At 67.1% G+C, this 24,498-nt stretch carries 22 protein-coding genes and 1 pseudogene; 13 read left to right on the top strand and 10 right to left on the bottom strand.

Features of this window, described 5'->3' with window-relative positions:
* Positions 1 to 76 precede the first annotated feature (76 nt).
* On the top strand, positions 77 to 511 hold the full coding sequence (locus tag J2Y54_RS05510) for a UrcA family protein (RefSeq protein ID WP_310037601.1): 435 nt from the start codon (positions 77 to 79) through the stop codon (positions 509 to 511).
* A gap of 312 nt (positions 512 to 823) precedes the next feature.
* On the opposite strand, the gene clpA is transcribed toward J2Y54_RS05510, so the two are convergent.
* The 3 genes from clpA to J2Y54_RS05495 all read right to left on the bottom strand — a co-directional run bounded on the left by clpA (position 824) and on the right by J2Y54_RS05495 (position 5,177).
* Positions 824 to 3,136, bottom strand: coding sequence for an ATP-dependent Clp protease ATP-binding subunit ClpA (gene clpA, locus J2Y54_RS05505; protein ID WP_310037600.1), 2,313 nt, complete (start codon positions 3,134 to 3,136; stop codon positions 824 to 826).
* Between the two features lie 132 nt (positions 3,137 to 3,268).
* Positions 3,269 to 3,460, bottom strand: a complete 192-nt coding sequence (locus J2Y54_RS05500; protein WP_310037598.1) for a DUF1192 domain-containing protein — start codon at positions 3,458 to 3,460, stop codon at positions 3,269 to 3,271.
* A 46-nt stretch (positions 3,461 to 3,506) separates the two neighbouring features.
* On the bottom strand, positions 3,507 to 5,177 hold the full coding sequence (locus J2Y54_RS05495) for a tetratricopeptide repeat protein (RefSeq protein WP_310037597.1): 1,671 nt from the start codon (positions 5,175 to 5,177) through the stop codon (positions 3,507 to 3,509).
* A 123-nt stretch (positions 5,178 to 5,300) separates the two neighbouring features.
* Here J2Y54_RS05495 and J2Y54_RS05490 point away from each other — a divergent pair, with 123 nt between their 5' ends.
* The 10 genes from J2Y54_RS05490 to metH all read left to right on the top strand — a co-directional run bounded on the left by J2Y54_RS05490 (position 5,301) and on the right by metH (position 17,295).
* Complete coding sequence (locus J2Y54_RS05490) at positions 5,301 to 6,299, top strand: NAD(P)H-quinone oxidoreductase (protein ID WP_310037596.1); 999 nt, start codon at positions 5,301 to 5,303, stop codon at positions 6,297 to 6,299.
* Positions 6,300 to 6,367: 68 nt separating this feature from the next.
* Positions 6,368 to 6,964 carry a YqiJ family protein gene (locus J2Y54_RS05485; RefSeq protein ID WP_310037594.1) on the top strand — a complete coding sequence of 199 codons (597 nt, stop codon included), beginning with the start codon at positions 6,368 to 6,370 and terminating at the stop codon, positions 6,962 to 6,964.
* A gap of 3 nt (positions 6,965 to 6,967) precedes the next feature.
* Positions 6,968 to 8,653, top strand: coding sequence for a flotillin domain-containing protein (locus tag J2Y54_RS05480; RefSeq protein WP_310037592.1), 1,686 nt, complete (start codon positions 6,968 to 6,970; stop codon positions 8,651 to 8,653).
* Complete coding sequence (locus J2Y54_RS05475) at positions 8,634 to 9,248, top strand: glutathione S-transferase family protein (protein WP_310037590.1); 615 nt, start codon at positions 8,634 to 8,636, stop codon at positions 9,246 to 9,248. The genes J2Y54_RS05480 and J2Y54_RS05475 overlap by 20 nt, the downstream gene beginning before the upstream one ends.
* A gap of 85 nt (positions 9,249 to 9,333) precedes the next feature.
* A complete protein-coding gene (locus tag J2Y54_RS05470) occupies positions 9,334 to 10,218 on the top strand; it encodes a UDP-2,3-diacylglucosamine diphosphatase (protein ID WP_310037588.1) in 885 nt (294 codons plus the stop codon).
* An 11-nt stretch (positions 10,219 to 10,229) separates the two neighbouring features.
* Positions 10,230 to 11,252: a glycosyltransferase family 1 protein gene (locus J2Y54_RS05465; RefSeq protein WP_310038477.1), complete on the top strand. Its 1,023-nt coding sequence runs from the start codon at positions 10,230 to 10,232 to the stop codon at positions 11,250 to 11,252.
* 223 nt (positions 11,253 to 11,475) lie between these two features.
* Positions 11,476 to 12,450 (top strand): metalloregulator ArsR/SmtB family transcription factor, encoded by a 975-nt coding sequence (locus tag J2Y54_RS05460; RefSeq protein WP_310037585.1) that lies wholly within the window; start codon positions 11,476 to 11,478, stop codon positions 12,448 to 12,450.
* Positions 12,447 to 13,367 carry a methylenetetrahydrofolate reductase gene (metF, locus tag J2Y54_RS05455; protein ID WP_310037582.1) on the top strand — a complete coding sequence of 307 codons (921 nt, stop codon included), beginning with the start codon at positions 12,447 to 12,449 and terminating at the stop codon, positions 13,365 to 13,367. Before J2Y54_RS05460 ends, metF begins: the two co-directional genes overlap by 4 nt.
* 130 nt (positions 13,368 to 13,497) lie before the next feature.
* Complete coding sequence (locus tag J2Y54_RS05450; protein ID WP_310038476.1) at positions 13,498 to 14,544, top strand: homocysteine S-methyltransferase family protein; 1,047 nt, start codon at positions 13,498 to 13,500, stop codon at positions 14,542 to 14,544.
* Between the two features lie 144 nt (positions 14,545 to 14,688).
* On the top strand, positions 14,689 to 17,295 hold the full coding sequence (gene metH / locus J2Y54_RS05445) for a methionine synthase (RefSeq protein WP_310037580.1): 2,607 nt from the start codon (positions 14,689 to 14,691) through the stop codon (positions 17,293 to 17,295).
* A 37-nt stretch (positions 17,296 to 17,332) separates the two neighbouring features.
* Here metH and J2Y54_RS05440 read toward each other — a convergent pair whose 3' ends face one another.
* The 5 genes from J2Y54_RS05440 to J2Y54_RS05420 form a co-directional block, all read right to left on the bottom strand.
* A complete protein-coding gene (locus tag J2Y54_RS05440) occupies positions 17,333 to 19,141 on the bottom strand; it encodes an SLC13 family permease (RefSeq protein WP_310037578.1) in 1,809 nt (602 codons plus the stop codon).
* Between the two features lie 120 nt (positions 19,142 to 19,261).
* Positions 19,262 to 20,311, bottom strand: coding sequence for an ACR3 family arsenite efflux transporter (gene arsB / locus J2Y54_RS05435; RefSeq protein ID WP_310037576.1), 1,050 nt, complete (start codon positions 20,309 to 20,311; stop codon positions 19,262 to 19,264).
* A 10-nt stretch (positions 20,312 to 20,321) separates the two neighbouring features.
* Positions 20,322 to 20,756: an arsenate reductase (glutaredoxin) gene (gene arsC, locus J2Y54_RS05430; RefSeq protein ID WP_310037574.1), complete on the bottom strand. Its 435-nt coding sequence runs from the start codon at positions 20,754 to 20,756 to the stop codon at positions 20,322 to 20,324.
* 10 nt (positions 20,757 to 20,766) lie between these two features.
* A complete protein-coding gene (locus J2Y54_RS05425; RefSeq protein ID WP_310037571.1) occupies positions 20,767 to 21,237 on the bottom strand; it encodes an ArsI/CadI family heavy metal resistance metalloenzyme in 471 nt (156 codons plus the stop codon).
* The gene (locus tag J2Y54_RS05420; protein WP_310037569.1) at positions 21,234 to 21,569 is read right to left on the bottom strand and encodes a metalloregulator ArsR/SmtB family transcription factor; all 336 of its coding nucleotides are present in this window, start codon (positions 21,567 to 21,569) and stop codon (positions 21,234 to 21,236) included. Before J2Y54_RS05420 ends, J2Y54_RS05425 begins: the two co-directional genes overlap by 4 nt.
* Before the next feature lie 116 nt (positions 21,570 to 21,685).
* Between J2Y54_RS05420 and J2Y54_RS05415 the strand changes: the two genes are divergently transcribed.
* Positions 21,686 to 22,123 (top strand): hypothetical protein, encoded by a 438-nt coding sequence (locus J2Y54_RS05415; protein ID WP_310037567.1) that lies wholly within the window; start codon positions 21,686 to 21,688, stop codon positions 22,121 to 22,123.
* Here J2Y54_RS05415 and J2Y54_RS05410 read toward each other — a convergent pair.
* Both J2Y54_RS05410 and J2Y54_RS05405 read right to left on the bottom strand, forming a co-directional pair.
* The gene (locus J2Y54_RS05410; RefSeq protein WP_310037564.1) at positions 22,101 to 23,531 is read right to left on the bottom strand and encodes a transglutaminase-like domain-containing protein; all 1,431 of its coding nucleotides are present in this window, start codon (positions 23,529 to 23,531) and stop codon (positions 22,101 to 22,103) included. The genes J2Y54_RS05415 and J2Y54_RS05410 overlap by 23 nt on opposite strands.
* A 209-nt stretch (positions 23,532 to 23,740) precedes the next feature.
* On the bottom strand, positions 23,741 to 24,157 hold the full coding sequence (locus J2Y54_RS05405) for a VOC family protein (RefSeq protein ID WP_310037563.1): 417 nt from the start codon (positions 24,155 to 24,157) through the stop codon (positions 23,741 to 23,743).
* A gap of 76 nt (positions 24,158 to 24,233) precedes the next feature.
* Between J2Y54_RS05405 and J2Y54_RS16160 the strand changes: the two are divergent.
* Positions 24,234 to 24,479 (top strand): annotated as a pseudogene (locus tag J2Y54_RS16160) (winged helix-turn-helix transcriptional regulator); the annotation flags it as partial.
* Positions 24,480 to 24,498: the final 19 nt, after the last annotated feature.

The following is a 24,498-nucleotide window of genomic DNA, read 5'->3' as shown; positions in this document are numbered from 1 at the left end:
GATGCAATCACCGCGACCGCGAATCGGCGTAGCGGCGAGCGCGCTGGGCGCAGGGCGCAGCCATATGGGGGGAAGCATGATGATTCGGACTCTGCTGGCGGGGCTTGGCCTGGTGACGCTGCTCGGGATCGCGGTGAGCGGTCTGCACGCGGCGGGTTGGTGGCCGGGCGAGCGGCGTCCGGCCGCGCTTTCGATCAGCCATGCCGGGCTGGATCTGGCCGCACCCGAAGGGCGGCGCCTGCTCGACCGCCGACTCGAGGCGGCGATCGACCGGATTTGCGGCGGAGCCGACCTCAAGGATCTGCGCGCGCGGTTGGCCGAGCGGAATTGCCGGCGCAAGGCGCGGGCCTCGGCCGAGCCGCAGATTGCGCAGGCCGTGGCACGTGCGCAGACCCGCGCCCAGCTGGCGGACGCCGCCGCGAGGCAGGCTCCGGTGACGGCGAGCGGACCCGGCGCGGCAGGTGAAACCGGCGCGGATGCCGCAGGATCACCGCCACCGGTCCGCCCCTGATCCGGGGGGGAGTCTGGCGAGGGGCGGTCCGCCTTGATACGCTGCTCGCATGAAGAGCGCCGCCATCAGCGTCGAATGACCGCGACCGTTCTGGTTGCGGTTGCCTGCGCGCGGTACGCTGAGTTCGCGCAGGGATCGCCTATCCGTTAGCGGCTTCGTCGCCCGGCCTCGCGCCGGGGCCAGGCTTCTTGCGGTGCAAAGGCCGCCTCGTCCCGGGTGAAGCCCGGGATGCCGAGTTGGAGAGGTGCCCGCAAAGCAAAACCGCCCCAGCTTTCACCGGGGCGGTTTCGTGGTTTCTGGCGGTAAGGCGGGTTATTTCGCCTTGGCCGGGGCCTTCTTTCCGCCCTTCTTCGACCCCTTCGGGGCTGCCGGGGTGATCGCGAAGGTCAGCGCGTTGTCCTTCAGCTTCACCTCGACCTCGCCGCCATGGACGAGCTTGCCGAACAGCAGTTCCTCGGCCAGCGGCTGCTTGATCTTTTCCTGGATCAGGCGGCCCATCGGGCGTGCGCCGTAGAGCTTGTCATAGCCGCGTTCGGTGAGCCACGCCTTGGCTTCATCGTCCAGGCTGATATGGACGTTGCGGTCGGCGAGCTGGAGTTCGAGCTGGAGGATGAACTTCTCCACCACCCGCTCGACCACCTTGGTCGGGAGATAATCGAACGGCACGATCGCATCGAGACGGTTGCGGAATTCGGGGGTGAAGAGCTTCTTCACCGCGTCTTCCTGAACATCGTCGCGGCTGATCTCGCCGAAACCGATCGACTCGCGCGCCATGTCGGACGCGCCGGCATTGGTCGTCATGATCAGGATGACGTTGCGGAAATCGACCGTCTTGCCGTGGTGGTCGGTCAGCTTGCCGTTGTCCATCACCTGCAGCAGGATGTTGAACAGGTCCGGATGCGCCTTTTCGATTTCGTCGAGCAGCAGCACGCAATGCGGGTTCTGATCGATCGCGTCGGTGAGCAGGCCGCCCTGATCGTATCCGACATAGCCCGGAGGCGCACCGATCAGGCGACTGACCGAGTGGCGTTCCATATATTCGGACATGTCGAAGCGCTGCAGCGGGATGCCGAGCAGTTCGGCAAGCTGCTTGGTCACTTCGGTCTTGCCGACGCCGGTCGGACCCGAGAACAGGTAATTGCCGATCGGCTTTTCCGGATCGCGCAGGCCCGCGCGGCTGAGCTTGATCGCGCTCGACAGCACTTCGATCGCCTTGTCCTGACCGAACACGACGCGCTTGAGGTCGGTTTCGATGTTGGCCAGCACCTTGGTATCGTCGCTCGACACCGTTTTCGGCGGGATGCGTGCCATGGTCGCGATGACCTGTTCGATCTCCTTCGGCGTGATCGTCTTCTTGCGCTTGGACGGCGGCACCAGCATCTGCATCGCGCCGACTTCGTCGATCACGTCGATCGCCTTGTCCGGCAGCTTGCGGTCGTTGATGTAGCGCGAGCTGAGCTCCACCGCCGACTTGATCGCGTCGGGGGTGTATTTGACATTGTGGTGATCCTCGAACGCCGAACGCAGGCCGGCGAGGATCTTGATCGTGTCCTCGATCGTCGGTTCGTTGACGTCGATCTTCTGGAACCGGCGCAGCAGCGCGCGGTCCTTTTCGAAGTGATTGCGGAATTCCTTGTAGGTGGTCGAACCGATGCAGCGGATCGAGCCGCCCGACAAAGCCGGCTTGAGCAGGTTCGAGGCATCCATCGCGCCGCCGCTGGTGGCGCCAGCGCCGATCACGGTGTGAATCTCGTCGATGAACAGCACCGCGTGGGGCAGCTTTTCCAGCTCAGACACGACCTGCTTCAGCCGCTCCTCGAAATCGCCGCGATAGCGCGTGCCGGCGAGCAGCGCGCCCATGTCGAGCGAGTAGATCACGGCTTCCTTGAGCACTTCGGGCACGTCGCCCTCGATGATCTTGCGCGCCAGACCCTCGGCGATCGCGGTCTTGCCGACGCCGGGGTCGCCGACATAGAGCGGGTTGTTCTTGCTGCGGCGGCACAGGATCTGGACGGTGCGGTCGACCTCCGGCCCGCGGCCGATCAGCGGATCGATCTTGCCGGTCTTGGCCTTTTCATTGAGGTTGACGGTGAACTGCTTGAGCGCGCTCTCGCCCTTCTTGCCGTCGCTCTTCTGCGCCTTGTCCTCTTCCGCGCCCTTGGGGGGAGCGGATTCGACCGGGGTCGACCCCTTGCCGACGCCGTGGCTGATATAGCTCACCGCGTCGAGGCGGCTCATGTCCTGCTGCTGCAGGAAATAGACGGCATAGCTCTCGCGCTCGCTGAACAGCGCGACGAGCACGTTGGCGCCGGTCACTTCGTCGCGGCCCGACGACTGGACGTGCAGGATCGCGCGCTGGACGACGCGCTGGAACCCGCTGGTCGGCGAGGGGTCGGTGGTCTGGTCGACGCGCAGCGCCTGAAGCTCGGTATCGAGATAATGGGCGACGGTGGTTTTCAGCTCGCCCAAGTCCACCCCGCACGCACCCATCACCTTGGACGCATGTTCATCGTCCACCAGCGCGAGCAGCAGATGTTCGAGCGTCGCATATTCATGGCGACGCGAACTCGCGGCTTCCAGTGCGCGGTGGAGGGTGGATTCGAGGGCGGAGGCGAAACTAGGCATTCAGGTCACTCCAGTCGGGCCAGGGGATACGCGGCCCGTGCACCCCTATGTCGGAAGCGTTGCACCGTGCATCAAGCGCCGCACCTGCCCCCGCATATCTTATAGCGTCATGCCCGGGGTTCGGTGCGCCGTTCATCGCTTGAATAGCGCATCAGCGCTTGCGCGATGGTTAACGGCACGTTGAAGGATTGTACGGCATCGCGCGATTTCCGCCTCGAGCAGCGCGATCCGCGCTTCGAGATCCGACACCGAAAAAGGATCGAGATCCTGGCGCGCGAGCTGTGCGGCGGGGTCGTCGGTCCGGCGAGGGAGGTCGTCGTCCATGGTCCGAAGGTCGGACGGTGTCGGCGCGATGTCAAGCTGGCCGGGACTATTTCGCGGCGGCGTCGCTGCGCGCGCGGGCGAGGCGCCAGCTGATCTGGACCGCCTGGGCAAAGAGCGGCGCGAATCCGCGCAGTTCGGCCTGGGCAGCGGGATCGAAGGCGCGCGCGCGGCTGATCCGGGCGAGGATGCCCGCCTGCGCGGAGCGGGACAGGGTGCGGGCGCGCGTGTCGTCGCTCATCTGCGCGAGATAGATGGCGGATTCGATCGTGTCGGGATGCTCCGGGCCAAGGGCGGCGCGCTGGATCGCCCACCCGCGCGCGATCAGCGCGCGCATTTCGGCCAGCGTGCCGGGGCGCAGCTGGCGCGCCAGCGACAATGCCAGCGCGATCAGCGAGTCGGCGAAGTTGACATTATCCGGCCCCCAGGTGCGTTCGCCCTGCGCCACGATCTCACGCAGCAGCGCTTCCGCCTCGCCATGCCGGCCGCGTGCGGTGAGCAGGTGGGCGAGTTGGGCCAGCGCGTTGAGCGTATCGGGATGGCCGGGGCCAAGTTGGGTGCGGTAGATGGCGAGAAGCGCGCGACGCTCGCCCTCCTGCTCGGCCAGCGGCAACGCGTCGGCGAGATAGCCACGAAAGGGCGCGGTGCGGACGTGGTCGGGGCCATAGGCGGCGATTGCCATCGCCAGCGCCTTGCGCAGCAGCGGGCGCGCCTCGTCCACCTTGCCCTGCGCTTCGAGCACGACGCCGAGATTGCCATAAGACCGCGCCAGCGCGGGGTCGTCGGGGCCAAGCTGAAGCGTCTTGATCCGCAGCACCGCGCGGTCGATCTGCTCGGCACGCACGTAATCCCCCATGGCGACAAAGTTGCGCGCGGCGTTGTTGAGCGCGGTGACCAGGCTTTCACCGGTTTCGCCGACCTGCTCCCACAGCGCGATGGCCACGGCATAGCGCTGTGCCGCCTCGGTATAGCGCCCGGCATCGTTCAACGCGACGGCGAGGTCGCCCTCGGCACGGGCGCGGGCCGCGTGCTGGTCGGGGTGGCGCGCGGCGAGGGTGTCGGCGGTGCGGGTGAGCAGCGCGACCGCGTCGCCGATCCGGCCGCCCGCGCCGAGTGTCACGCCAAGCACGCGGGCGGCATCGAGCGCGGCAAGCGAGTCGGCCCCGCTCTGCGCGGTCCGGATCGCGACCGCGCGGCGCATCAGCGTTGCCGCTTCGGCGTGCTTGGCAAGCGCGGTGAGCGTGATCGCGAGGGCGCGGCAGATCAGCGCGACATTGTCGCTCGGTTCGGGCCAGAGCCGCTCGGCAATGGCGAGCGCGCGGCGGGCGGGCGCCTCCGCCTCCAACGGCGTGCCCGAATGGTCAAGGCCGCCCGAGAGGTTGAACAGCGCATAATATTCGTAGGCGGTGCCGGGTGCATAGTGCGACGCGGCCGCGGCGGCGAGCCGTGCGGCGCGCAACTGGAGCGGGCGGTCTTCGCGCCGCTGTCCGACCGAGGCCAGCCAGTTGAGCAGGTCGATGCAGCGCGCAGCAGACGGGTCGGCGGCGATGCAGGCATCGGTCGCCGGGGCGATCAGCGCCTGCGCGTGCGCCAGATCGCCTTTCTCGATCGCCGCCTGAAACCCGTCCGGCAACGGCATCTGATCGAGGGTCTGCGCCGCCGCAGGCGTGGCGATGGCGAGCGCGAGGACCATAAGGGCGGGGCGGGTCAGGGCAGGCATTGCGCGAGCGTTTCGCGCGCCCGCGCGGCTGTCAACGGACGAAGCCTAGTTCGTTTTGCGCAACTGCGGCCTTGACGTCACCGGGACTCGCCCCGATTCAGGCGCGGTTCTAGGGGGATCCGCATGACCAGCCTACCCGACCGGATGACGGCCATCGATCCTGCGCAGCCCGGCGGGCCGGAGGTGCTGGTGCCGGTCGAGCGCCCGGTGCCGGTGCCGCGCGCGGACGAGGTGCTGATCCGCGTCGCCGCAGCCGGGGTCAACCGGCCCGACGTGATCCAGCGTATGGGCGCCTATCCGCCGCCGCCGGGGGTGACCACCATCCCGGGCCTGGAGGTCGCGGGCATTGTGGTCGCGGTCGGCGCGGACCTGCCGCCCGAGCTGATCGGCCAGCCTATGTGTGCGCTGGTGGCGGGCGGGGGCTATGCCGAATATGCGGTCGCGCCGCTCGGCCAGTGCCTGTCGGTGCCCGAAAGCCTGTCGATGGTCGAGGCAGCGGCAATCCCGGAAACGCTGTTCACCGTGTGGACCAATTTGTTCGAGCGCGGTTATGCCAGCGAGGGCGACGTCGCGCTGGTCCATGGCGGGACCAGCGGGATCGGCACGATGGCGATCAGCCTGTGCAATCTGTTCGGGGTCACGGTGATCGTGACGGCGGGGAGTGACGCGAAGGTTGCGGCGTGCCTGGCGCACGGCGCGGATCATGCGATCAACTACAGGACCGAAGATTTCGTGACGCGGGTCAGGGACCTGACCGAGGGGCGCGGAGTCAATGTCGTGCTCGACATGGTCGGCGGCGATTATGTCGCGCGCAACCTGAAGTGCATGGCCGATGACGGGCGGCATGTGTCGATCGCGGTGCAGGGCGGGGCGATGGCGACCGTCCCGGTGTTCGAGATCATGCGCCGCCGCCTGACGCTGACCGGATCGACGCTGCGCGCGCGCGACACCGCGTTCAAGACGCTGGTCGCGGACGAGCTGTCCCGGTCGGTATGGCCGTTCGTTGCCGAGGGTCGGCTGCGCCCGGTGATCGACCGCACCTATCCGCTGGCACAGGCGGCCGAGGCGCATCGCCGGATGGAGAGCGGCGCGCATATGGGGAAGATCGTCCTGACGCTGTGACGTGTCCGGATTCGCTGGCAGGGCGCAGGGCTAGCCCCTAGACTGTCGGCGAATCGGGGGAAATCAACGTGTTCGGCTTTCTGTCAGCGCCGGAGAATATCGTCTTCGTATCGGCGCTCGTGCTGATGCTGCTGCTCGGCATCGTGCAGGCGGTGGGGCTGGCCGGGGACGCCGATGTCGATGCGCCCGACTGGCTCGACTGGCTGGGGTTCGGGCGGGTGCCGCTGCTGGTGGTCGTCGTGCTGCTGCTGGCGAGCTTTGGCCTGATCGGGCTGATCGGGCAGCAGCTGGCGCGCGACCTGTTCGGCATCTTGCTGCCGGGCTGGGCCGCGGTGCCCGGCGCGGGGGTGCTCGCGCTGCCCGCAACCGCGCTGTCGGCACGGCTGATCGCGCCGATTTTACCGCAGGATCACACGACCGCGATCGATCTCGATACGCTGGTGGGCAGCGGCGCGACGATCCTGACCGGGCGCGCCACCACCGGATCGCCGGCGCGCGCGCGCGCCGAGGACTGGCACGGCCAGGCGCATTACCTGATGGTCGAGCCCGACAATGCGGGACAGGTTTTCGAGGAAGGCGAGCGCGTGCTGCTGGTGCGGCGCGAGCGCGATGTCTTTCGAGCGATCGCCTATGGCGATCATCATCTGCCGAAACTGGGGGATTGAAGCATGCAGGAAGTGGCCACCACGGGGGGATCGATCCTGCCCTATCTGATCTATCCGGGCGCGGGCTTGCTCACGCTGCTGATCGTCGGGCTGATCATCGCGCGGCTGTACAAGCGCGCGTCGAAGGAGATCGGCTTCGTCCGTACCGGCTTTGGCGGGGAGAAGGTCGTGATCAACGGCGGTGCGCTGGTGCTGCCGGTGTTTCATGAGACGATGCCGGTCAACATGAACACGGTGCGGCTGGCGGTCGAGCGCAAGAATGCCGACGCGCTGATCACGCTCGACCGGCTGCGCATCGACGTGAAGGCCGAATTCTATGTCCGCGTGAAGCCCGACAGCCAGTCGATCGCGACGGCGGCGCAGACGCTGGGCCTGCGCACGATGAACCCGGATGCGCTGAAGGAGCTGGTCGAGGGCAAGTTCGTCGACGCGCTGCGCTCGGTCGCGGCGGGGATGACGATGGCGCAGCTGCACGAGCAGCGCAGCGAGTTCGTGCAGAAGGTGCAGCAGGTGTCGTCGGCCGATCTGGCGATGAACGGGCTGGAGCTGGAGAGCGTGTCGCTGACGGGTCTCGACCAGACCAGCATCGAGCATTTCAACGCCAATAACGCGTTCGACGCCGAGGGTCTGACCAAGCTGACCGAGCAGATCGAGCTGCGCAAAAAGGCGCGCAACGACATCGAGCAGGATACGCGGGTCCAGATCGAGACCAAGAATCTCGAGGCGCAGCGCCAGTCGTTCCTGATCGGGCGCGACACCGAATTCGCGCGGCTGGAACAGGAGCGCGAGGTGGAGATGCGCCGCGCCGCGCAGGCGGCCGAGGTCGCGCGCGAACAGGCGCTGCGCCAGCAGGAAGCCGATCAGGCGAAGATCGAGGCGAAGAAGCTGGTCGACAGCCAGCAGATCGAGGCCGACCGCGCGGTGCAGGAAGCCAAGATCGCGCAGCAACAGGCGCTGGAACTTGCGCGGCAGGAACAGCAGATCGCGGTGCAGAACAAGAGCCGCGAGGAAAGCCAGGCCAAGGCCGAAGCCGATGCGGCACGCGCCAAGGCGGTCGCAGCGGAGGAACAGGTCGTCACCTCACGCGAGACCGAGATTGCCGAGCGTACCAAGCGGATCGAACTGATCGACGCGGCGCGTGAGGCCGAGCGCGCAGCGATCAGCGTGCGGGTCGAGGCCGAGGCCGAGAAGGCGGCGGCGGCGGATCGCGCCGAGGCGGCACGGCTGGTCGCCGAGGGCGAGGCCGAAGCCGCCAAGCTGCGCGCCGAGGCCGACCGGGTGCGGTTCGAGGTCGAGGCAGCGGGTCAGCGCGCGGTGAACGAGGCGGCGAACCTGTTGTCGTCCGACCAGATTTCGCTGCAGACCAAGCTGGCGCTGCTCAAGGTCCTGCCCGACGTGATCCGCGAATCGGTCAAGCCGATGGAGGCGATCGACAGCATCAAGATCGTGCAGGTCGACGGGCTGACCGCCGGTGGCGGCGCCGGTTCGGCACCGGCCGGCGCGGCGGGCCAGGGCGACGGCAATCTGGCCGACAACGCCGTCGCCGCCGCGCTGCGCTATCGCGCGCAGGCGCCGATGCTGGACGGGCTGATGAAGGAACTGGGCTTTTCGGGCGGATCGCTCGACGGGCTCGTCAAATCGGCTGCAGATGCGCCGAAGGAGAAGGGCGATGCCGCTGATCCTGCATGAATATGCCCCGTCGGGGAATTGCTACAAGATCCGCCTGACCGCCGCGCTGACCGGCACGGCGATCGAGCGGCGCAGCTATGACATACTGGCGGGGGAGACGCGGACGGCGGACTTCCTCGCGAGCGTCAACGCCAATGGGCGCATTCCGGTGCTGCAGGATGGCAACCGGTTTCTGCCCGAGAGCAATGCGGCATGCTGGTATCTTGCCGATGGCACTGCGCTGATCCCGGCCGACCCGTTCGACCGCGCGGACATGCTGCGGTGGATGTTCTGGGAACAATATAATCACGAACCGAACATCGCGACGGTGCGGTTCTGGATGGGCTGGGTCGGGGAGGGCAATCTCGACGATCTGCAGCGCGCGTTGCTGCCGGGGAAGCGTGCGGCGGGGGTGGCGGCGCTGCAGCTGATGGACGAGCATCTGGCGGATCGCGACTGGTTCGTGGGGCGTGCGCCGAGCCTCGCCGACATCTGCCTCTATGCATATACCCATGTCGCGGAAGAGGGCGGGTTCGCGCTGGCACCGTTTCCGGCGGTACGTGCATGGCTGGCGCGGGTCGCCGGGCTAGATGGCTATATCGCGATATCGGCGTGACATTTCGGTGACGGGCCCGCCCCGTCAGCTGTAACATTCCAACGCCATAGGCGAGCCGGGCAAGGGCATTGCACGGGGCGCATTCATGGCCACGATCACTCGACTTCCGTTCGACACCAATGTCGCGGACTTCGCCGACTTCACCGCCGCCGATCCGACGATTCCGGAGAAGACGATCGGTGGGCGTCGTCAGTATCGGACGATCTGGATCAGCGACATCCATCTCGGCACGCGCGGCTGCAATGCGGAGATGCTGATCGACTTTCTGGATCATGTCGACAGCGACACGATCTATCTGGTCGGGGACATCATCGACGGGTGGCAGCTCAAGAAGAAATTCTACTGGCCGGCGGCGCATAACGACATCGTGTGGCGCATCCTGAAGCGCGCCAAGCGCGGTTCTCGCGTGATCTACATCCCCGGCAATCACGACGAGATTTTCCGGCAGTTCACCGGCCTCAGCTTCGGCGGGGTCGAGATCAAGCGCCAGGCGATCCATCAGACCGCCGACGGCCGCCGCCTGCTGGTGCTGCATGGGGACGAGTTCGACGCGATCACGCTGAGCCACCGCTGGCTCGCCCATGTCGGCGACGCGGCGTACACGGCGGTGATGGCGCTCAACCGCTGGTGCAACAAATATCGCAGCTGGCGCGGGCTGCCCTATTGGTCGCTGAGCAAGCACGCCAAGCAGAAGGTCAAGAACGCGGTCGAATTCATCTGCGGCTTTGAGGAAATCGTTGCCAAGGAGGCCGGCGCGCGCGGCGTCGACGGCGTCGTTGCCGGGCATATCCACACTGCGGAAATGCGGACGATCGACGGCATTCAATATTACAACGACGGCGACTGGGTCGAGGGTTGCACCGCGCTGGTCGAGCATTACGATGGCCGGATGGAAATTCTCCATTGGGCCGATGAGATCGCAGCGCGTGACCTCGGCCCCGAACGGGTCGAGGAGCGCGTAGCGGCTTGAGCGACAGCGGGATGCGGATCGCGATCGTGACCGACGCCTGGGAGCCCCAGGTGAACGGGGTGGTGCGGACGCTGCAGTCGGTGCGGCGGGTGCTGGAGGGGCAGGGGCACCAGATCATGGTGATCTCGCCCGACCGCTTCTACTCGGTGCCATGCCCGACCTATCCCGAAATCCGGCTGGCGATGGTGCGTAGCCGGACGATCGGCGACCTGCTCGACGCCTTCTCGCCCCAGGCGGTGCATCTGGCGACCGAGGGGCCGGTGTGCGTTGCGGCGCGGCGCTGGTGCCTGCGGCATGATTTCCCGTTCACCACCGCCTATCACACGCAATTTCCCGATTATGTCGAGGCGCGTTCGGGCGTTCCGGCGGAATGGGTGTGGCGCTATATCCGCTGGTTCCATGCCCCGGCACAGTCGATCCTCGCCTCGACCGCATCGATCCGGCAGGCGCTGGTCGACCATGGCCTGCCGCATGTGCGGCATTGGGGGCGCGGGGTCGATCTCGGCTGCTTCCATCCCGAAGGCGCACGCCATCCCGCGATGACCGGCCAGCCCGGCCCGGTCCAGCTCTATGTCGGCCGCGTCGCGGTCGAAAAGAATCTGGAGGCGTTTCTCGCCTCGGGCCATCCCGGGACCAAGTTCGTGGTCGGCGACGGTCCGGCGCGCGCCGCGCTGGCGGCGAACTATCCCGAAGCGCGGTTCATGGGGCCGATGTTCGGCGAAGAACTGGCCCAGGCCTATCGCGCCGCCGACGTGTTCGTCTTTCCGAGCAAGACCGACACGTTCGGGCTGGTGATGATCGAGGCGCTGGCATGCGGCACCCCGGTCGCGGCCTATCCGGTGACCGGCCCGGTCGACATCGTGACCGACACCACCGGCGCGCTTGCCGACGACCTCGATACCGCGATCGCACAGGCGCTGACGCGCGATCGCGCCGCCTGTGCCGCCTATGGGCGCAGCTTCACCTGGGAGGCGAGTGCCGGGCAGTTTCTGTCGGCACTGGTGCCGATCACCGAGGAAGCGCGAGCGGCCTGATCTTCCAGTCCGCCCCCTTGCGCAGCAGGGGAGGGGGGCCGCCCGCGTCGCGGGTGGTGGAGGGGCAGCTGCGCAGACAGCCGCGAACAGCCCGGCAGAATTCCTTCGCTCAACGCGGCGACCCCGCCGTCAGCTTTGCTGCCACCTTCCCTACGGGGCAGGGAGGAATGAAACGCACACTCGCATTGACGGCATATAAAGATATCTTTATATCTCTATGCCCATGACAACGGCACTCGACACCTTCCGCGCTCTGGCGGATTCGACGCGGCTGCGCATCCTTGCGCTGCTGCGCGCCATGGAGTTGTCGGTGGGTGAGCTGGCGCAGGTGCTGGGGCAGAGCCAGCCGCGGGTGTCGCGCCATGTGAAGATCCTGTGCGATGCGGGGCTGGCCGAGCGGCGCAAGGAAGGCAGCTGGGTGTTCGTTGCACTGGGCGATGCGCGGCGCACGGGGCCGGTCTTTGCCGCGCTCGACACCTGGCGCAGCGAGGGCGAGGATCACTGGACGCTGGCCGACAGCGCACGGCTCGCCGCGGTGCGCGCCGACCGCGCCGCCGCCGCCGCCGAATGGTTCGAGGCGCATGCCGGCGAATGGGATGCGATCCGGTCGCTGCATGTCGCCGAGGAGCAGGTCGAGGCGGCGATGCTGGCGGTGCTGGGCGAGGCGCGGATTGCCCGGCTGATCGATATCGGCACCGGCACCGGTCGCATGCTGGAATTGTTCGCGCCGCGCGCCGAGCGGGCGCTGGGCATCGACCGGTCGTCCGAAATGCTGCGGCTGGCGCGCGCCAAATTGTCGGAGCAGGGCATCGCCAATGCCGAGCTGCGCCAGGCCGATCTGTACGCGCTGCCGATGAGCGATGGCGAGGCGGATGCCGCGATCCTGCACCATGTGCTGCACTTCGCACAGCAGCCCGCGGCGGCGATCGGGGAGGCGGCGCGGGTGCTCGGGTCCGGCGGGCAATTGCTCATCGCCGATTTCGCCCCGCACGAGCGCGAAGAGCTGCGCACGCGCGAGGGGCATGTGCGACTGGGATTTTCGGACGCGCAGATGCTTGGCTGGTTCGCCCGTGCGGGCCTGGCCCCGGTCCAGACCCAGACGCTGGAGGGCGGCGCGCTGACCGTGAAATTATGGCTGGCCCGCAAGACGGGGCGGCCGGGGGAACACCTGCCAGTGAGTGAGGTAAAGGCAGCATGAGTATCGAGTCCGGCACCATTGCCACGCCGCTGTTCGCCGATGTCGCGGGCGATATCGACGTCAGCTTCGAATTCTTCCCGCCCAAGACCGAAGCGATGGAAAAGACGCTGTGGGAGTCGGTCGAGACGCTGAGCCCGTTCGACCCGCGCTTCGTGTCGGTGACCTATGGCGCGGGCGGGACCACGCGCGAGCGGACGCACAATACCGTCGCCCGGATCGCGCGCGAAACGCCGATCGCGGTCGCCGCGCACCTGACCTGTGTCGACGCGACCAAGGCCGAGATCGACGCGGTGGCGGAGGAATATTGGGCAGCCGGCGTGCGCCATATCGTCGCGCTGCGCGGCGATCCGCCGCGTGCGGGTGAGAAATATGCAACGCATCCCGGGGGCTACGAGAATGCCGCCGATCTGGTCGCGGGGCTGCGCAAGCTGCACCCGTTCGAGATTTCGGTGGCGGCCTATCCCGAATGCCACCCGGATTCGCCCGATGCGGCGCATGATCTGGACAACCTCAAGCGCAAGATCGATGCCGGTGCGAACCGCGCGATCACGCAGTTCTTCTTCGAGGCCGATACCTTTCTGCGCTTCCGCGATGCCGCGGCGGCGGCGGGGATCGACGCGGAGATCGTGCCGGGGATCATGCCGGTGATGAGCTTTGCCGCCGTCCAGAAGATGTCGGCAATGTGCGGCACCGAAGTGCCGGCATGGATGGCGCGGCTGTTCGACGGCCTCGATGACCGTCCCGCTGCGCGCCAGCTGGTCGCCGCGACGCTGGCGGCCGAGCTGTGCCGCAATCTCTATTCGGGCGGCGTGCGGCAGTTCCACTTCTACACGCTCAACCGGGCCGAGCTGAGCTACGCGATCTGCCACCTGCTGGGCGTGCGCCCGCGCGGCGCGGCGGCGAGCGTGGCGGCTTAAATCAAAAAGCCCCTCCCCTTGAGGGGAGGGTTTGGGGGTGGGGCAGTGAAATCTCACCGAGACCGCCCACCAAGACTATAGGCCTCACCCCAACCCCTCCCCTGAAGGGGAGGGGCTAAGGAAGAAGATGATGACACCACGCGAGAAACTGCTGGCCGAAGCGGCCAAGCGCATCCTGATCACCGATGGCGCATTCGGGACCGAGATCCAGAACTGGAAGCTGGACGAGGCGGCCTATGCCGGCAATCTCGGCCTCAGCCACGATCAGAAGGGCAATAACGACATCCTCGCGCTGACCCGCCCGGATGTGCCCGCGAGCATCCACCGCGCCTATTTCGAGGCGGGGGCGGATATCGCCGAGACCAACACCTTCTCCGCCAACCGCATCAGCCAGGCCGATTACGGCGCCGAGCATCTGGTGCGCGAGATCAATGTCGAGAGCGCCAGGCTGGCGCGCAGCATCGCCGACGAGTTCGAGGCAAAGGACGGCCGTCCGCGCTTCGTCGCCGGGGCGCTTGGCCCGACCAACAAGACGCTGTCGCTGTCGCCCGACGTCAACGATCCGGGCTATCGCGAGATCGATTTCGATACGCTGAAGGACGTGTATCGCGAACAGATCGACGCGCTGGTCGAGGGTGGGGTGGACTTCATCCTGATCGAGACGGTGTTCGACACGCTGAACGCCAAGGCCGGGGTGATGGCAGCGATCGAGGCGGGCGAGGCGCTGGGCCGCGATTTGCCGATCATGATGTCGATGACGCTGACCGACCTGTCGGGCCGCAATCTGTCAGGGCATACGGTCGAGGCGTTCTGGGCGGCGATCCGGCACGCCAAGCCGGTGACGATCGGGCTCAACTGCTCGTTCGGGGCCGAGCAGTTGCGCCCGCATGTCGCGACGCTGTCGAAGCTCTGTGACACGCTGATCATGGTCTACCCGAACGCCGGCCTGCCCAACGAACTGGGCGCCTATGACGAGGCACCGGTGACCACGGCTGGCCTGGTCAAGGAATGGGCCGATCAGGGGCAGGTCAATATCCTCGGCGGCTGCTGCGGATCGACCCCGGCGCATATCAAGGCGATTGCCGATGCGGTGAAGGACCTGCCCCCGCGCGCGATCCCGGTGCCGCCGGTGCGGACGCAGCTCGCGGGGCTGGAGCCGTTCGTGATGGCGGCGTGACGTGAATAGCCCTCTCCCCTTCAGGGGAGAGGGTTGGGAGAGGGGCAGGACGATGCGGTTCCTTTCCCGACAAATGAATCAAGACACACTCCCCCTCTCCCCGACCCTCTCCCCGGAGGGGAGAGGGGGATAGAAGAGAAAACCATGACCTCGACTGCCACCACCTCCACCGCCTTCGTCAATATCGGCGAGCGCACCAACGTTACCGGCTCGGCCAAGTTCAAGAAGCTGATCATGGCAGGCGACTATACCGCCGCGGTCGAGGTCGCGCGGCAGCAGGTCGAGAATGGCGCGCAGGTGATCGACGTCAACATGGACGAAGGCCTGCTCGACGCGCACGAGGCGATGACGACCTTCCTCAAGCTGATCGCGGCGGAACCGGACATCGCGCGCGTGCCGGTGATGATCGACAGCTCCAAATGGGACGTGATCGAGGCGGGGCTGAAATGCGTTTCGGGCAAGCCGATCGTCAATTCGATCAGCATGAAGGAAGGCGTGCCGCAATTCCTGGAGCATGCGCGCAAGTGCATGAACTATGGCGCGGCGGTGGTGGTGATGGCGTTCGACGAGGTCGGACAGGCCGATACCCAGGCGCGCAAGGTCGAGATTTGCGAGCGCGCGTACAAGGAGCTGATGGGCATCGGCTTCCCGCCCGAGGACATCATCTTCGATCCCAATGTGTTCGCGGTCGCGACCGGGATCGAGGAGCACAATAATTACGGCGTCGATTTCATCGAGGCGGTGAAGGAGATCAAGGCGCGCTGCCCGCATGTCCATTTTTCGGGCGGTCTGTCGAACCTGTCGTTCAGCTTCCGCGGCAACGAGCCGGTGCGGCGCGCGATGCACAGCGTGTTCCTGTATCACGCGATCCCTGCGGGCCTCGACATGGCGATCGTCAATGCCGGGCAGCTCGACGTCTATGACACGATCGATCCCGAGCTGCGCACCGCGTGCGAGGACGTGATCCTCAACCGCGATCCCGAGGCGGGCGACCGGCTGGTCGCGCTGGCCGAGAAGTTTCGCGGCACCGACGCGGTGGCGGAGAAGCAGGCGGCGGAATGGCGCGGCTGGGCGGTCGAGAAGCGGCTGGAGCATGCGCTGGTCAAGGGCATCGACCAATATGTGGTCGAGGATACCGAGGAGTGCCGGCAAAAGGCCGCCAAGCCGATCGACGTGATCGAAGGGCCGTTGATGGACGGGATGAACGTCGTCGGCGACCTGTTCGGATCGGGCAAGATGTTCCTGCCGCAGGTGGTGAAGAGCGCGCGCGTGATGAAGAAGGCGGTCGCGCACCTCCTCCCCTATATCGAGGCGGCGAAGGAGCCGGGCGCGAAGGGCAAGGGCAAGGTCATCATGGCGACCGTCAAGGGCGACGTGCATGACATCGGCAAGAACATCGTCGGCGTCGTCCTGCAGTGCAACGGGTTCGAGGTGGTGGACTTGGGCGTGATGGTCCCGTGGTCGACGATCCTGCAGGCAGCGCATGAGAATGACGCCGACATGATCGGCCTGTCGGGCCTGATCACCCCCTCGCTCGACGAGATGGTGACGGTGGCGGAGGAGATGAAGCGCTCCGGCATGACCATGCCGCTGCTGATCGGCGGCGCGACCACGTCGAAGGTGCATACCGCGCTCAAGATCGCGCCGGCCTATGACGGGCCGGTGGTGCATGTGCTCGACGCGAGCCGCGCGGTCGGTGTCGCGACCACGCTCGTCTCCGACACGATCCGCGACGATTATGTCGCCAAGATCGCCGACGAATATGAAGCGGTGCGCATCGCCCGCGCCAACAAGGGGCAGAGCGACCTCGTGCCGCTCGAAACCGCGCGCGCCAATGCGTTCGAGGCCGACATGAGCCTGAAGCCCGGCAAGCCGCGCATGCCCGGTGTTCACACATTCCCCGACTGGGACCTGAAGGATCTGCGCCAGTATATCGACTGGACCCCGTTCTTCCGCGCCTGGGAGCTGGCAGGCAATTACCCGGCGATTCTGGAGGACGAAGTGGTTGGCGAGAGCGCGACCAGCCTGTTCGCCGATGCGCAGAAGATGCTCGACAAGATCATCGAGGAACGCTGGCTCACCGCGCGCGGCGTTGTCGGACTGTGGCCGTGCCGTCGGCAGGGCGACGACATCATCGTCCATGTCGAGGACGAGAAGCACTATACGCTGCCCATGCTGCGCCAGCAGATCCAGAAGCGCGAGGGGCGGGCCAATATGTGCCTCGCCGATTTCATCGACCGGCAGGGCGACTGGATCGGCGGCTTTGCCGTGTCGATCCACGGCATCGAACCGCATCTGGCGCGGTTCAAGGCGGCGATCGACGATTATTCGGACATCCTGCTCAAGGCGCTGGCCGACCGTCTGGCCGAGGCGTTCGCCGAGCGGTTGCATCACTTCGTGCGCACGGCTTTGTGGGGCTATGCCGAGGGCGAGCAACTGACCAATGAGGCGCTGATCAAGGAACAATATCGCGGCATCCGCCCGGCACCGGGCTATCCCGCCTGCCCCGAGCACAGCCTGAAGCCGGTGCTGTTCGAGATGCTCGACGCGCACCATGCGACCGGCATCAGCCTGACCGAGAGCTTTGCGATGCTGCCGACCGCAGCGGTCAGCGGCTTCTATTTCGGCCATCCGCAGGCCGAATATTTCGGCGTGGCGCGGGTCGGGCGTGACCAGCTGGAGGATTATGCCGCGCGGCGGGGGATCAGCGTCGAGCTGGCGGAGCGCTATTTGCGGCCCAATCTGGACTGATCGTTCAGGCGCCGCATTCAGCGGCGCTGAGCTGCGATCAGCTGATCAGCAGGTGGATCGCGATGCAGGTGGCGACGCCGACGATCACGTTCATCGGGATGCCGATTTTGACGAAATCGGAAAAGCGATAATCGGCGGCAGCATAGACCATGGTGTTGGTCTGATAGCCGATCGGCGTGGCGAAGCTGGCCGAGGCGGCGAACATGACCGCGACGATCAGCGCGGTGGGATCGTTCCCGGTCGCCTGGGCGAGGCCGATCGCGACCGGGGTCATGATCACGGCGACCGCATTGTTGGTCACCGCCTCGGTCAGGATCGAGGTCAGGAAATAGAGGACGAGGATCAGCGCGAGCGGGGACAGCGTGCCGAGCCAGGGTGAGGCCGTTTCGACGACCAGCCCGACCGTGCCGATCCGGTCGAGCGCCGCGCCGATGCCGAGCATGGCCAGGATCAGCACCAGCACGCTGCCGTCGATCGAATTCCATGCCTCTTCCGGATCGATACAGCCGGTGACGAGGACGATCCCGACGCCAAGGATCGCCAGCGTGAGGATCGGCGCGATGCCGAGCGCGGCGAGCAGCACCACTGCGGCGAGCGTGAGCACCGCGATCGGCGCGCGGCGGCGGCGATAGGCGCGCACCGCGCTGGTATCCCCGACGATCAGGTTCGGATTGTCGCGCAGCGCTGCGGCGGCGTTCGCATCGGCGGCGACGAGCAGATTGTCGGCGGCGCGCAGCCTGACGCTGCCCAGAAACGGGCCGGGCAGGTGGCGCGCACGGCCAACGCCCAGGATGCGCGCGGGCAGGTTGGACAGGAACGGGATTTCGCGCAGCTGGCGACCCAGCGTCGGGTGCGACGGCGCGATGGTCACGCCGATCAGCCGCACATCCTCGGCGCGCGCATCTTCCGACAGGCGGATCGGCTGGCCGACATTCTGCAGCCCGACGCGCACATCGCTGCGGCGCGCCAGCCCGTCCAGCTCGTCGGCCGAAGCGGAGATGACCAACCGGTCCTCGCCCGTTACCACGAAATCGGGCGCGGGATCGCGCAGCAGGTCGTTGCCGCGCCGGACTCCGATCAGCCGAACGGCGTCGCGCTTGAGGAAGCCGAGCTCCGAGATCATCGGTGGCCGGTCGGCCAGTTCGCCGATCAGCTGCAGGTCGGTCAGATAGGTCAGGTGATGCTGGTCGGCGCTGTCGTCATCGTCGCGCGCGGGGAGCAGCCGCGGGCCGAGGATCAGCATCGTCGCGACGCCGGCGGCCATGGTGCACAGCCCGACCAGGGTGATGTCGAAAATGCCAAAGCCCGGCTGTCCCTGCGCCCGCGCGACGCCATCGACCAGCAGATTGGTCGAAGTGCCGACCAAGGTCAGCGTGCCGCCCAGAATGCTGAGATAGGAGAGCGGGATCAGCATGCGCGTGACCGGGATCTGTACCGCCTTGGCCAGCCGCTTGACGATCGGGATCAGTACGATGACGACCGGCGTGTTGTTGATGAAGGCCGGGGCCGCGGCCGCGCCCAGGAACATTTCCCCGACCGTGCGGCGGGGGGCATTGGCGGCGCGGCGGACCAGCGCGCTCGCCACCGCCTCGATCGCGCCGGTGCGGACCAGTGCGCTCGACAGGACGAAAAAGGCGGCGATGGTGATTGGTGCCGGGTTGGCAAAGGACGCGCCGACCATGTCGGGGGTCAGCCAGCCAAAGGCAATCGCCGCAGCGGTACCGAACACCGCGATCGTCACCGGCGGGAAGCGCTCGGTCGCAAAGGCGATGAACAGTGCGACGATGAACGCGAGGCCCAGCAGCGGCTGGTGCGGCGCGAGCGCTGCGCCGATTGCATCGATCATCGCGGCAGGACCGTGTGAGCGGGACGCGGGCGTTGGGGAGGCGCGCGATCAGCGGCGATGGGGAAGGTCATTCTCGCTCCCTAGCGCTGCCCCATCCGCGACACCAGCCTGACCCGCAGGTCAGGCTGCGGGAAAGCTGCCGCGCGTGCGGTTGGCGAAGGCGACCAGGCTGAGCATCACCGGCACCTCGACCAGCACGCCGACCACGGTGGCGAGCGCCGCGCCGCTCGACAGGCCGAACAGGCCGATCGCGACCGCGACCGCCAGCTCGAAAAAGTTCGACGTGCCGATCAGCGCGCACGGCGCGGCGATGTTGTGGGGAACGCGCCACGCCTTGGCCGCGGCATAGGCGATGGCGAAGATCGCATAGGACTGGATCAGGATCGGCACCGCGATCAGCGCGATCAGCAGCGGGTTGGCGACGATGGTCCGCGCCTGGAATGCGAACAGCAGCACGACGGTGGCGAGCAGGCCGATGATCGACCATGGCTTGAGCCGCGCGGTGAAGGCGTCGACCGCTGCCGCATCGCCGCCATGTGTCGCGATCACGCGGCGGCGGGTGAGCGCCCCGGCGGCGAGCGGGATCACGACATAGAGCGCGACCGAAAGCAGCAGCGTCTCCCACGGAACGACGATATCGGTGACGCCGAGCAGCACTGCGACGATCGGGGCGAAGGCGATGATCATGACAAGATCGTTCACCGACACCTGCACCAGCGTATAGGCCGGGTCGCCCTTGGTCATCTGTGACCACACGAACACCATCGCGGTGCAGGGGGCGGCACCGAGCAGGATCAGCCCGGCGATATACTCCTGGCCCAGGTCGCGCGGGATCAGGTCGGCATAGATAAAGTCAAAGAACAGGATCGCGAGCGCGGCCATGGTGAAAGGCTTGATCAGCCAGTTGACGACCAACGTGATCACCAGCCCCTTGGGTTTGCGCCCGACATCGCGGATGCTGGCGAAATCGACCCCGACCATCATCGGATAGATCATCGCCCACACCAGTACCGCGACGACGAGGTTGACCGAGGCAACCTCAAGCCCCGCCAGCATTGTGGTGACGCCCGGCGCGGTCAGGCCAAGGGCAAGACCGGCAAGGATCGCGAGCGCGACCCAGAGCGAGAGCCAGCGCTCGAACAGGCCGAGCGGGGAGGAGGTATCGGTCATGGCGGTCCTGTCAGGAAAGGCGGGTGCCGGATGCGTCGACGACCTGCTCGCCATCTTCCTTGGCGAAGGCGCCGCGCTGGGCGGCGGGGAGCAGGTCTAGCACCGCTTCGGACGGGCGGCACAAGGCGACGCCGAGCGGGGAAACGACGATCGGGCGGTTGATCAGCACGGGATGCGCCAGCATCGCGTCGAGCAGCGCGTCATCGGACAACGTCGCGTCGTCGAGGCCGAGATCGGCATAGGGCGTGCCCTTTTCGCGCAGCCAGTCGCGTGGAGTCGCGCGTGCGCGGGCGAGCAGGTCGACCAGCAGCGCGCGGCTCGGCGGGGTTTTCAGATACTCGACCACATGCGGCTCGATTCCCGCGTTGCGGATCATCGCCAGCGCATTGCGCGACGTGCCGCAATCCGGGTTGTGGTAGATGACGATATCGACCGGTGCGGTCATGGCGCGATCCTCAGCAGCAGGCGGGCTTGGGAGCGGGGGCGATCTGTGGCGCGCAACAGGCGTCCGGGCGGGCATTGTCCGACAGCGCGGACAAGGCCGGGGAGTCGCCATAGACGGCCGCCTCACCCTCGGTCAGGAATGCTTCCCACACCACGCCATCGGGATCGGCGATCCAGCTCTTTTCGCTCTTGGCGTAGCAGCAGGTGGTTGCGCCTTCTTCCAGCACCGGCCGGTCGGCGGCACGCAGGCGGCCATAGACTTCGACCAGTTCGTCGCCATCCTCGACCTGGATGCCGAGATGTTCGATCCCCGTCGCGGCGTGATTGCCCGCCGAGATCGCGAAGTTGACGCGCGGATCCTCGAGCATCCACTTGGCATAATCCGGCTTGGTCACGCTGGGCTCCGCGCCAAACAGAGTGGAGTAGAAGGCGATCGAGCGATCGAGATCGGTCACTCCGACATGGACATGCATGCGCTTCATGCGGTCTTCCTTTCGGGCTGTTCGGCCGGGGCCGCGCATCCCGCGCCGCCGCAGCAATTTTCCATGAGATAGCCGATCAGCGCATTCATCGCGGCATAGTCGGCGGTGTAGATCAGCGAGCGGCCCTGCCGCGTCTGGCTGACCAGCCCGGCGCGGTTGAGCTGGGCGAGGTGGAAGGACAGCGACGAGGCGGGGACGCCGAGCTTCTCCGCAATCGTGCCCGCGGGCAGGCCGTCCGGTCCCGCCTGAACCAGCAGCCGGAACAGCGCCAGGCGATGTTCCTGCGCCAGCGCGGACAGGGCCGCCACGGCAGTGCTGTCTATTATTTCCATAGTCGTGGAAATATCGAAGGCTGGGCTGGCGCGCAATCCATATTTCGACTTTCGCGGGTGGCCTGACTTGGGGCGCAAAATGGGGTAGGATCGCGCAAACGACCGGAGCGCATGCCATGGCCCAGTTCCCGAAAATCGACAGCCCCTGTCCCTACAAGGCCGATCTGGCCGCGATCATGGACGGCGATTTCTGCCGCATGTGCAAGCGCGAGGTGTTCGACCTGTCGGGCTGGAGCGACGGCGAGCGCGTGGCGTTCCTCAAGGGCTGCGAGACCGAAGTGTGCGTGCGCTACACGCTGCCGGTGCGGCCGGCGCTGGCCGCTGCGGCACTGGCGGCGGCGGTCGTCGGGCTGCCGGCGGCGGCACAGGATGTGGCGCCGGCACCGGTCGAGGTCGCGACCCCGGACGAAGACTATGACATGATCATCGTCGGCGGGATCAAGGATCCCAAGTCGGTGGCGATGGTCGAGGATCCGGCCGATGCGACCCTGCCCGAACTGCCGGTGGTCTATGACGACGCGCCGCAGTCGGTCACGGTGAAGCCCGCGTCCTGACCTCTGCCAGCGATTGCCAGTCGAGCAGGCTGGCGAGCTGTCCCGCCGCCGTGATGGAGCGCGCATCGCCATCGCTGATGGTCAGCGCGATATGCGTCGCATCGAACCCGTCGAGCGACATGTCGAAGCTGCGCCAGGCGCCGTCGACATAGGCGAGCGTCCAGCTGTGCGGCATGAACACGTTGCTGACCCCGTGATAGCGTTCGCGCGAATAGACGAGGCCGCTGGCGACGCGGGTGGGGATGCCTGCCGCGCGCCCGAGCGCAGCGAGCACCACCGCATCTTCGGTGCAGTCGCCCGCGCCATGGGCCAGCGCATCGGCGGCGCTGCGATGGCCGGTAAAGTCGATGCGCTGCATGACGCTGCGGGCGCGGACCGCCAGTTCCTGCATCGTGCGCGCGGGCGATAGCTGGCGGCGGATCACCGGTCGGGCGAGCGCCATGACGCGGGGATGGTCATGCTGCAGCCAGGCGGTGGCACGGCGCGCATCGGCAAGGGTCGCGGGATCGCTGGGCAGGCCGGGGCCGCAACTGGTGCAGATGTCGAGCGTCACGCCGCTCGCGTCGGCGCTCACGCGCTGTTCCCCGGTCGCTGGCGGGGCAAAGGCGATGCTGTCGACAAAGCCGAAGCGGTAACGGATATGGCCCTGCGCTGCGGCGGGGCCGATCCGCACCGGCGACCTGGCCATGACGTTGCGCAGCAGCCGATAGGGCGGATGCGAGCGCAGCGCGGTGTCACGGTCGGCAGGGCGGGTGGTGACGGCGACGCCGAACATCGGCTGGATCGCCGCGACGATGCGTCCCGCGGTGTCGAGATCGAGCCGCATGATCCCGCGCAGCGCGCTGCCCTCATGGCGTTTGCGCAGCACGCTCAGCGTGCCGGGGCGCTGGGTCGGTGCGCGTTCGATCGTCACCCGCTCGACCAGCCCGGCGGCGGGGTTGAGGTTGAAGAAGTCGAGCGGTGCGTCGCCCGTCCAGCCGCGCATCAGCCCCTCGCCATTGTCGAAGCGGGTGCCGGGCGGCAGCGCGACGCGGGTGAGGTGGCGGCCGCTCGCGCTCTGGCGGGTGACGGTGGCGCTGGTCGCGCTTATGCGGGTTTCGGTGCGGCGGAGGGTGCGGCCGTTGCGCGATTCAGTCACGATCAGCGTTGGGCGACCGGAGCGGTCGAAACGCGTCGTTATCGTGTCGGTCAGAATGGTGCTCGGCCGCTCGCCATCGGCGAGGCGCAGTTCGCGCCGTTCGACCGTTTCGTGTCCGTCGGGCAGTGTGCGGGTCGTGGCGCTAGCGTGGCCCAGCACCGCGCCGGCATCGTCCGCGATGACATACCAGCCCTGCGGCGCGGGATCGGCCTGACGCGCACCGGGCAGGATCGCGACGGCGAGGGTCAGGAAGAACAGGCGGCGCAGCATCGCACGATGCTACGGCGAGAGTGCGCGATGGGCCAGAGCACACTCAATTCCCCTCCCTGAAAGGGAGGGGCAAGGGGTGGGTTTAGCGGCAAGCGAGGCTCGATGCCTTGCTGGACGCTGTTTTGCCGCGCGGGTTATTGAGTCTTTGCAGCGCGCAGACGCGCGCACCCACCCCCGACCCCTCCCTTGCAGGGAGGGGGGATTCACGCTCACCCCGCTCCGCCGCCGGAGAGGTCCTGATAGAACATCAGCGCATTGCCATCGGGGTCGTAGAAGGTGAGCAGGCGCACCATGCCCGGAATCTCGTTGATCGGGCCGTCCTGGCGTACGCCGGCGGCATCCAGCGCCGCTTTGGCCGAGTCGAGGTCGGTGACGCCGAAGGTGAGCGTCGCGCCGCCGGGGCCGCCCGCGCTTTCGACCTGCGACAGGCCGATGCTGACGCGCGCGACCGACGAGGTCAGTTCGCACCATGCAATCTCGTCCATCCGGTACATCAGCGTCATGCCGAGGACGTTTTCGTACCACGGGATCGACCGGTCGAGGCTGGTGACGCTGAGCGCGCAGGTCAGCCCGCCGTCATAGCTGATCGCGGTGGTGGTTGCCTCAAGGGTTGCTTCGCTTGCCATATCGTCCTCCCGACTCTATGGTTCCATTTGTATAGTAGATTGCGATTTGGTCAAGCGCGTGAATGATCCGGTTCTGACAAGTGCGGTGTTGCAGCGGCTGGCGGCGGGGCGGTGGACGATTCCCGTGCTGGCGTTGCTCAGCCGCGAGAGCGGGTCGCGCTTCGCGGTGATCGAGCGGCGCTTCAGTCTGTCGCGCAACAGCCTGACCCGGACGCTGGCGTATCTGCGCGAACAGGGTTGGGTGATGCCCAATCCCGGCCATGGCCACCCGCTGCGGCCCGAATATGTGCTGACCGACAGCGGCCGCGCGATCGGCGCGGCGTGCGAGCGGATCGAGGATG

The sequence above is a fragment of the Sphingomonas sp. BE123 genome, from assembly GCF_031456015.1.
Classification (GTDB): Bacteria; Pseudomonadota; Alphaproteobacteria; order Sphingomonadales; family Sphingomonadaceae; genus Sphingomonas.
Note: the sequence above shows the minus strand (reverse complement) of the source record. Positions and strands in the feature narration are given on the sequence as shown.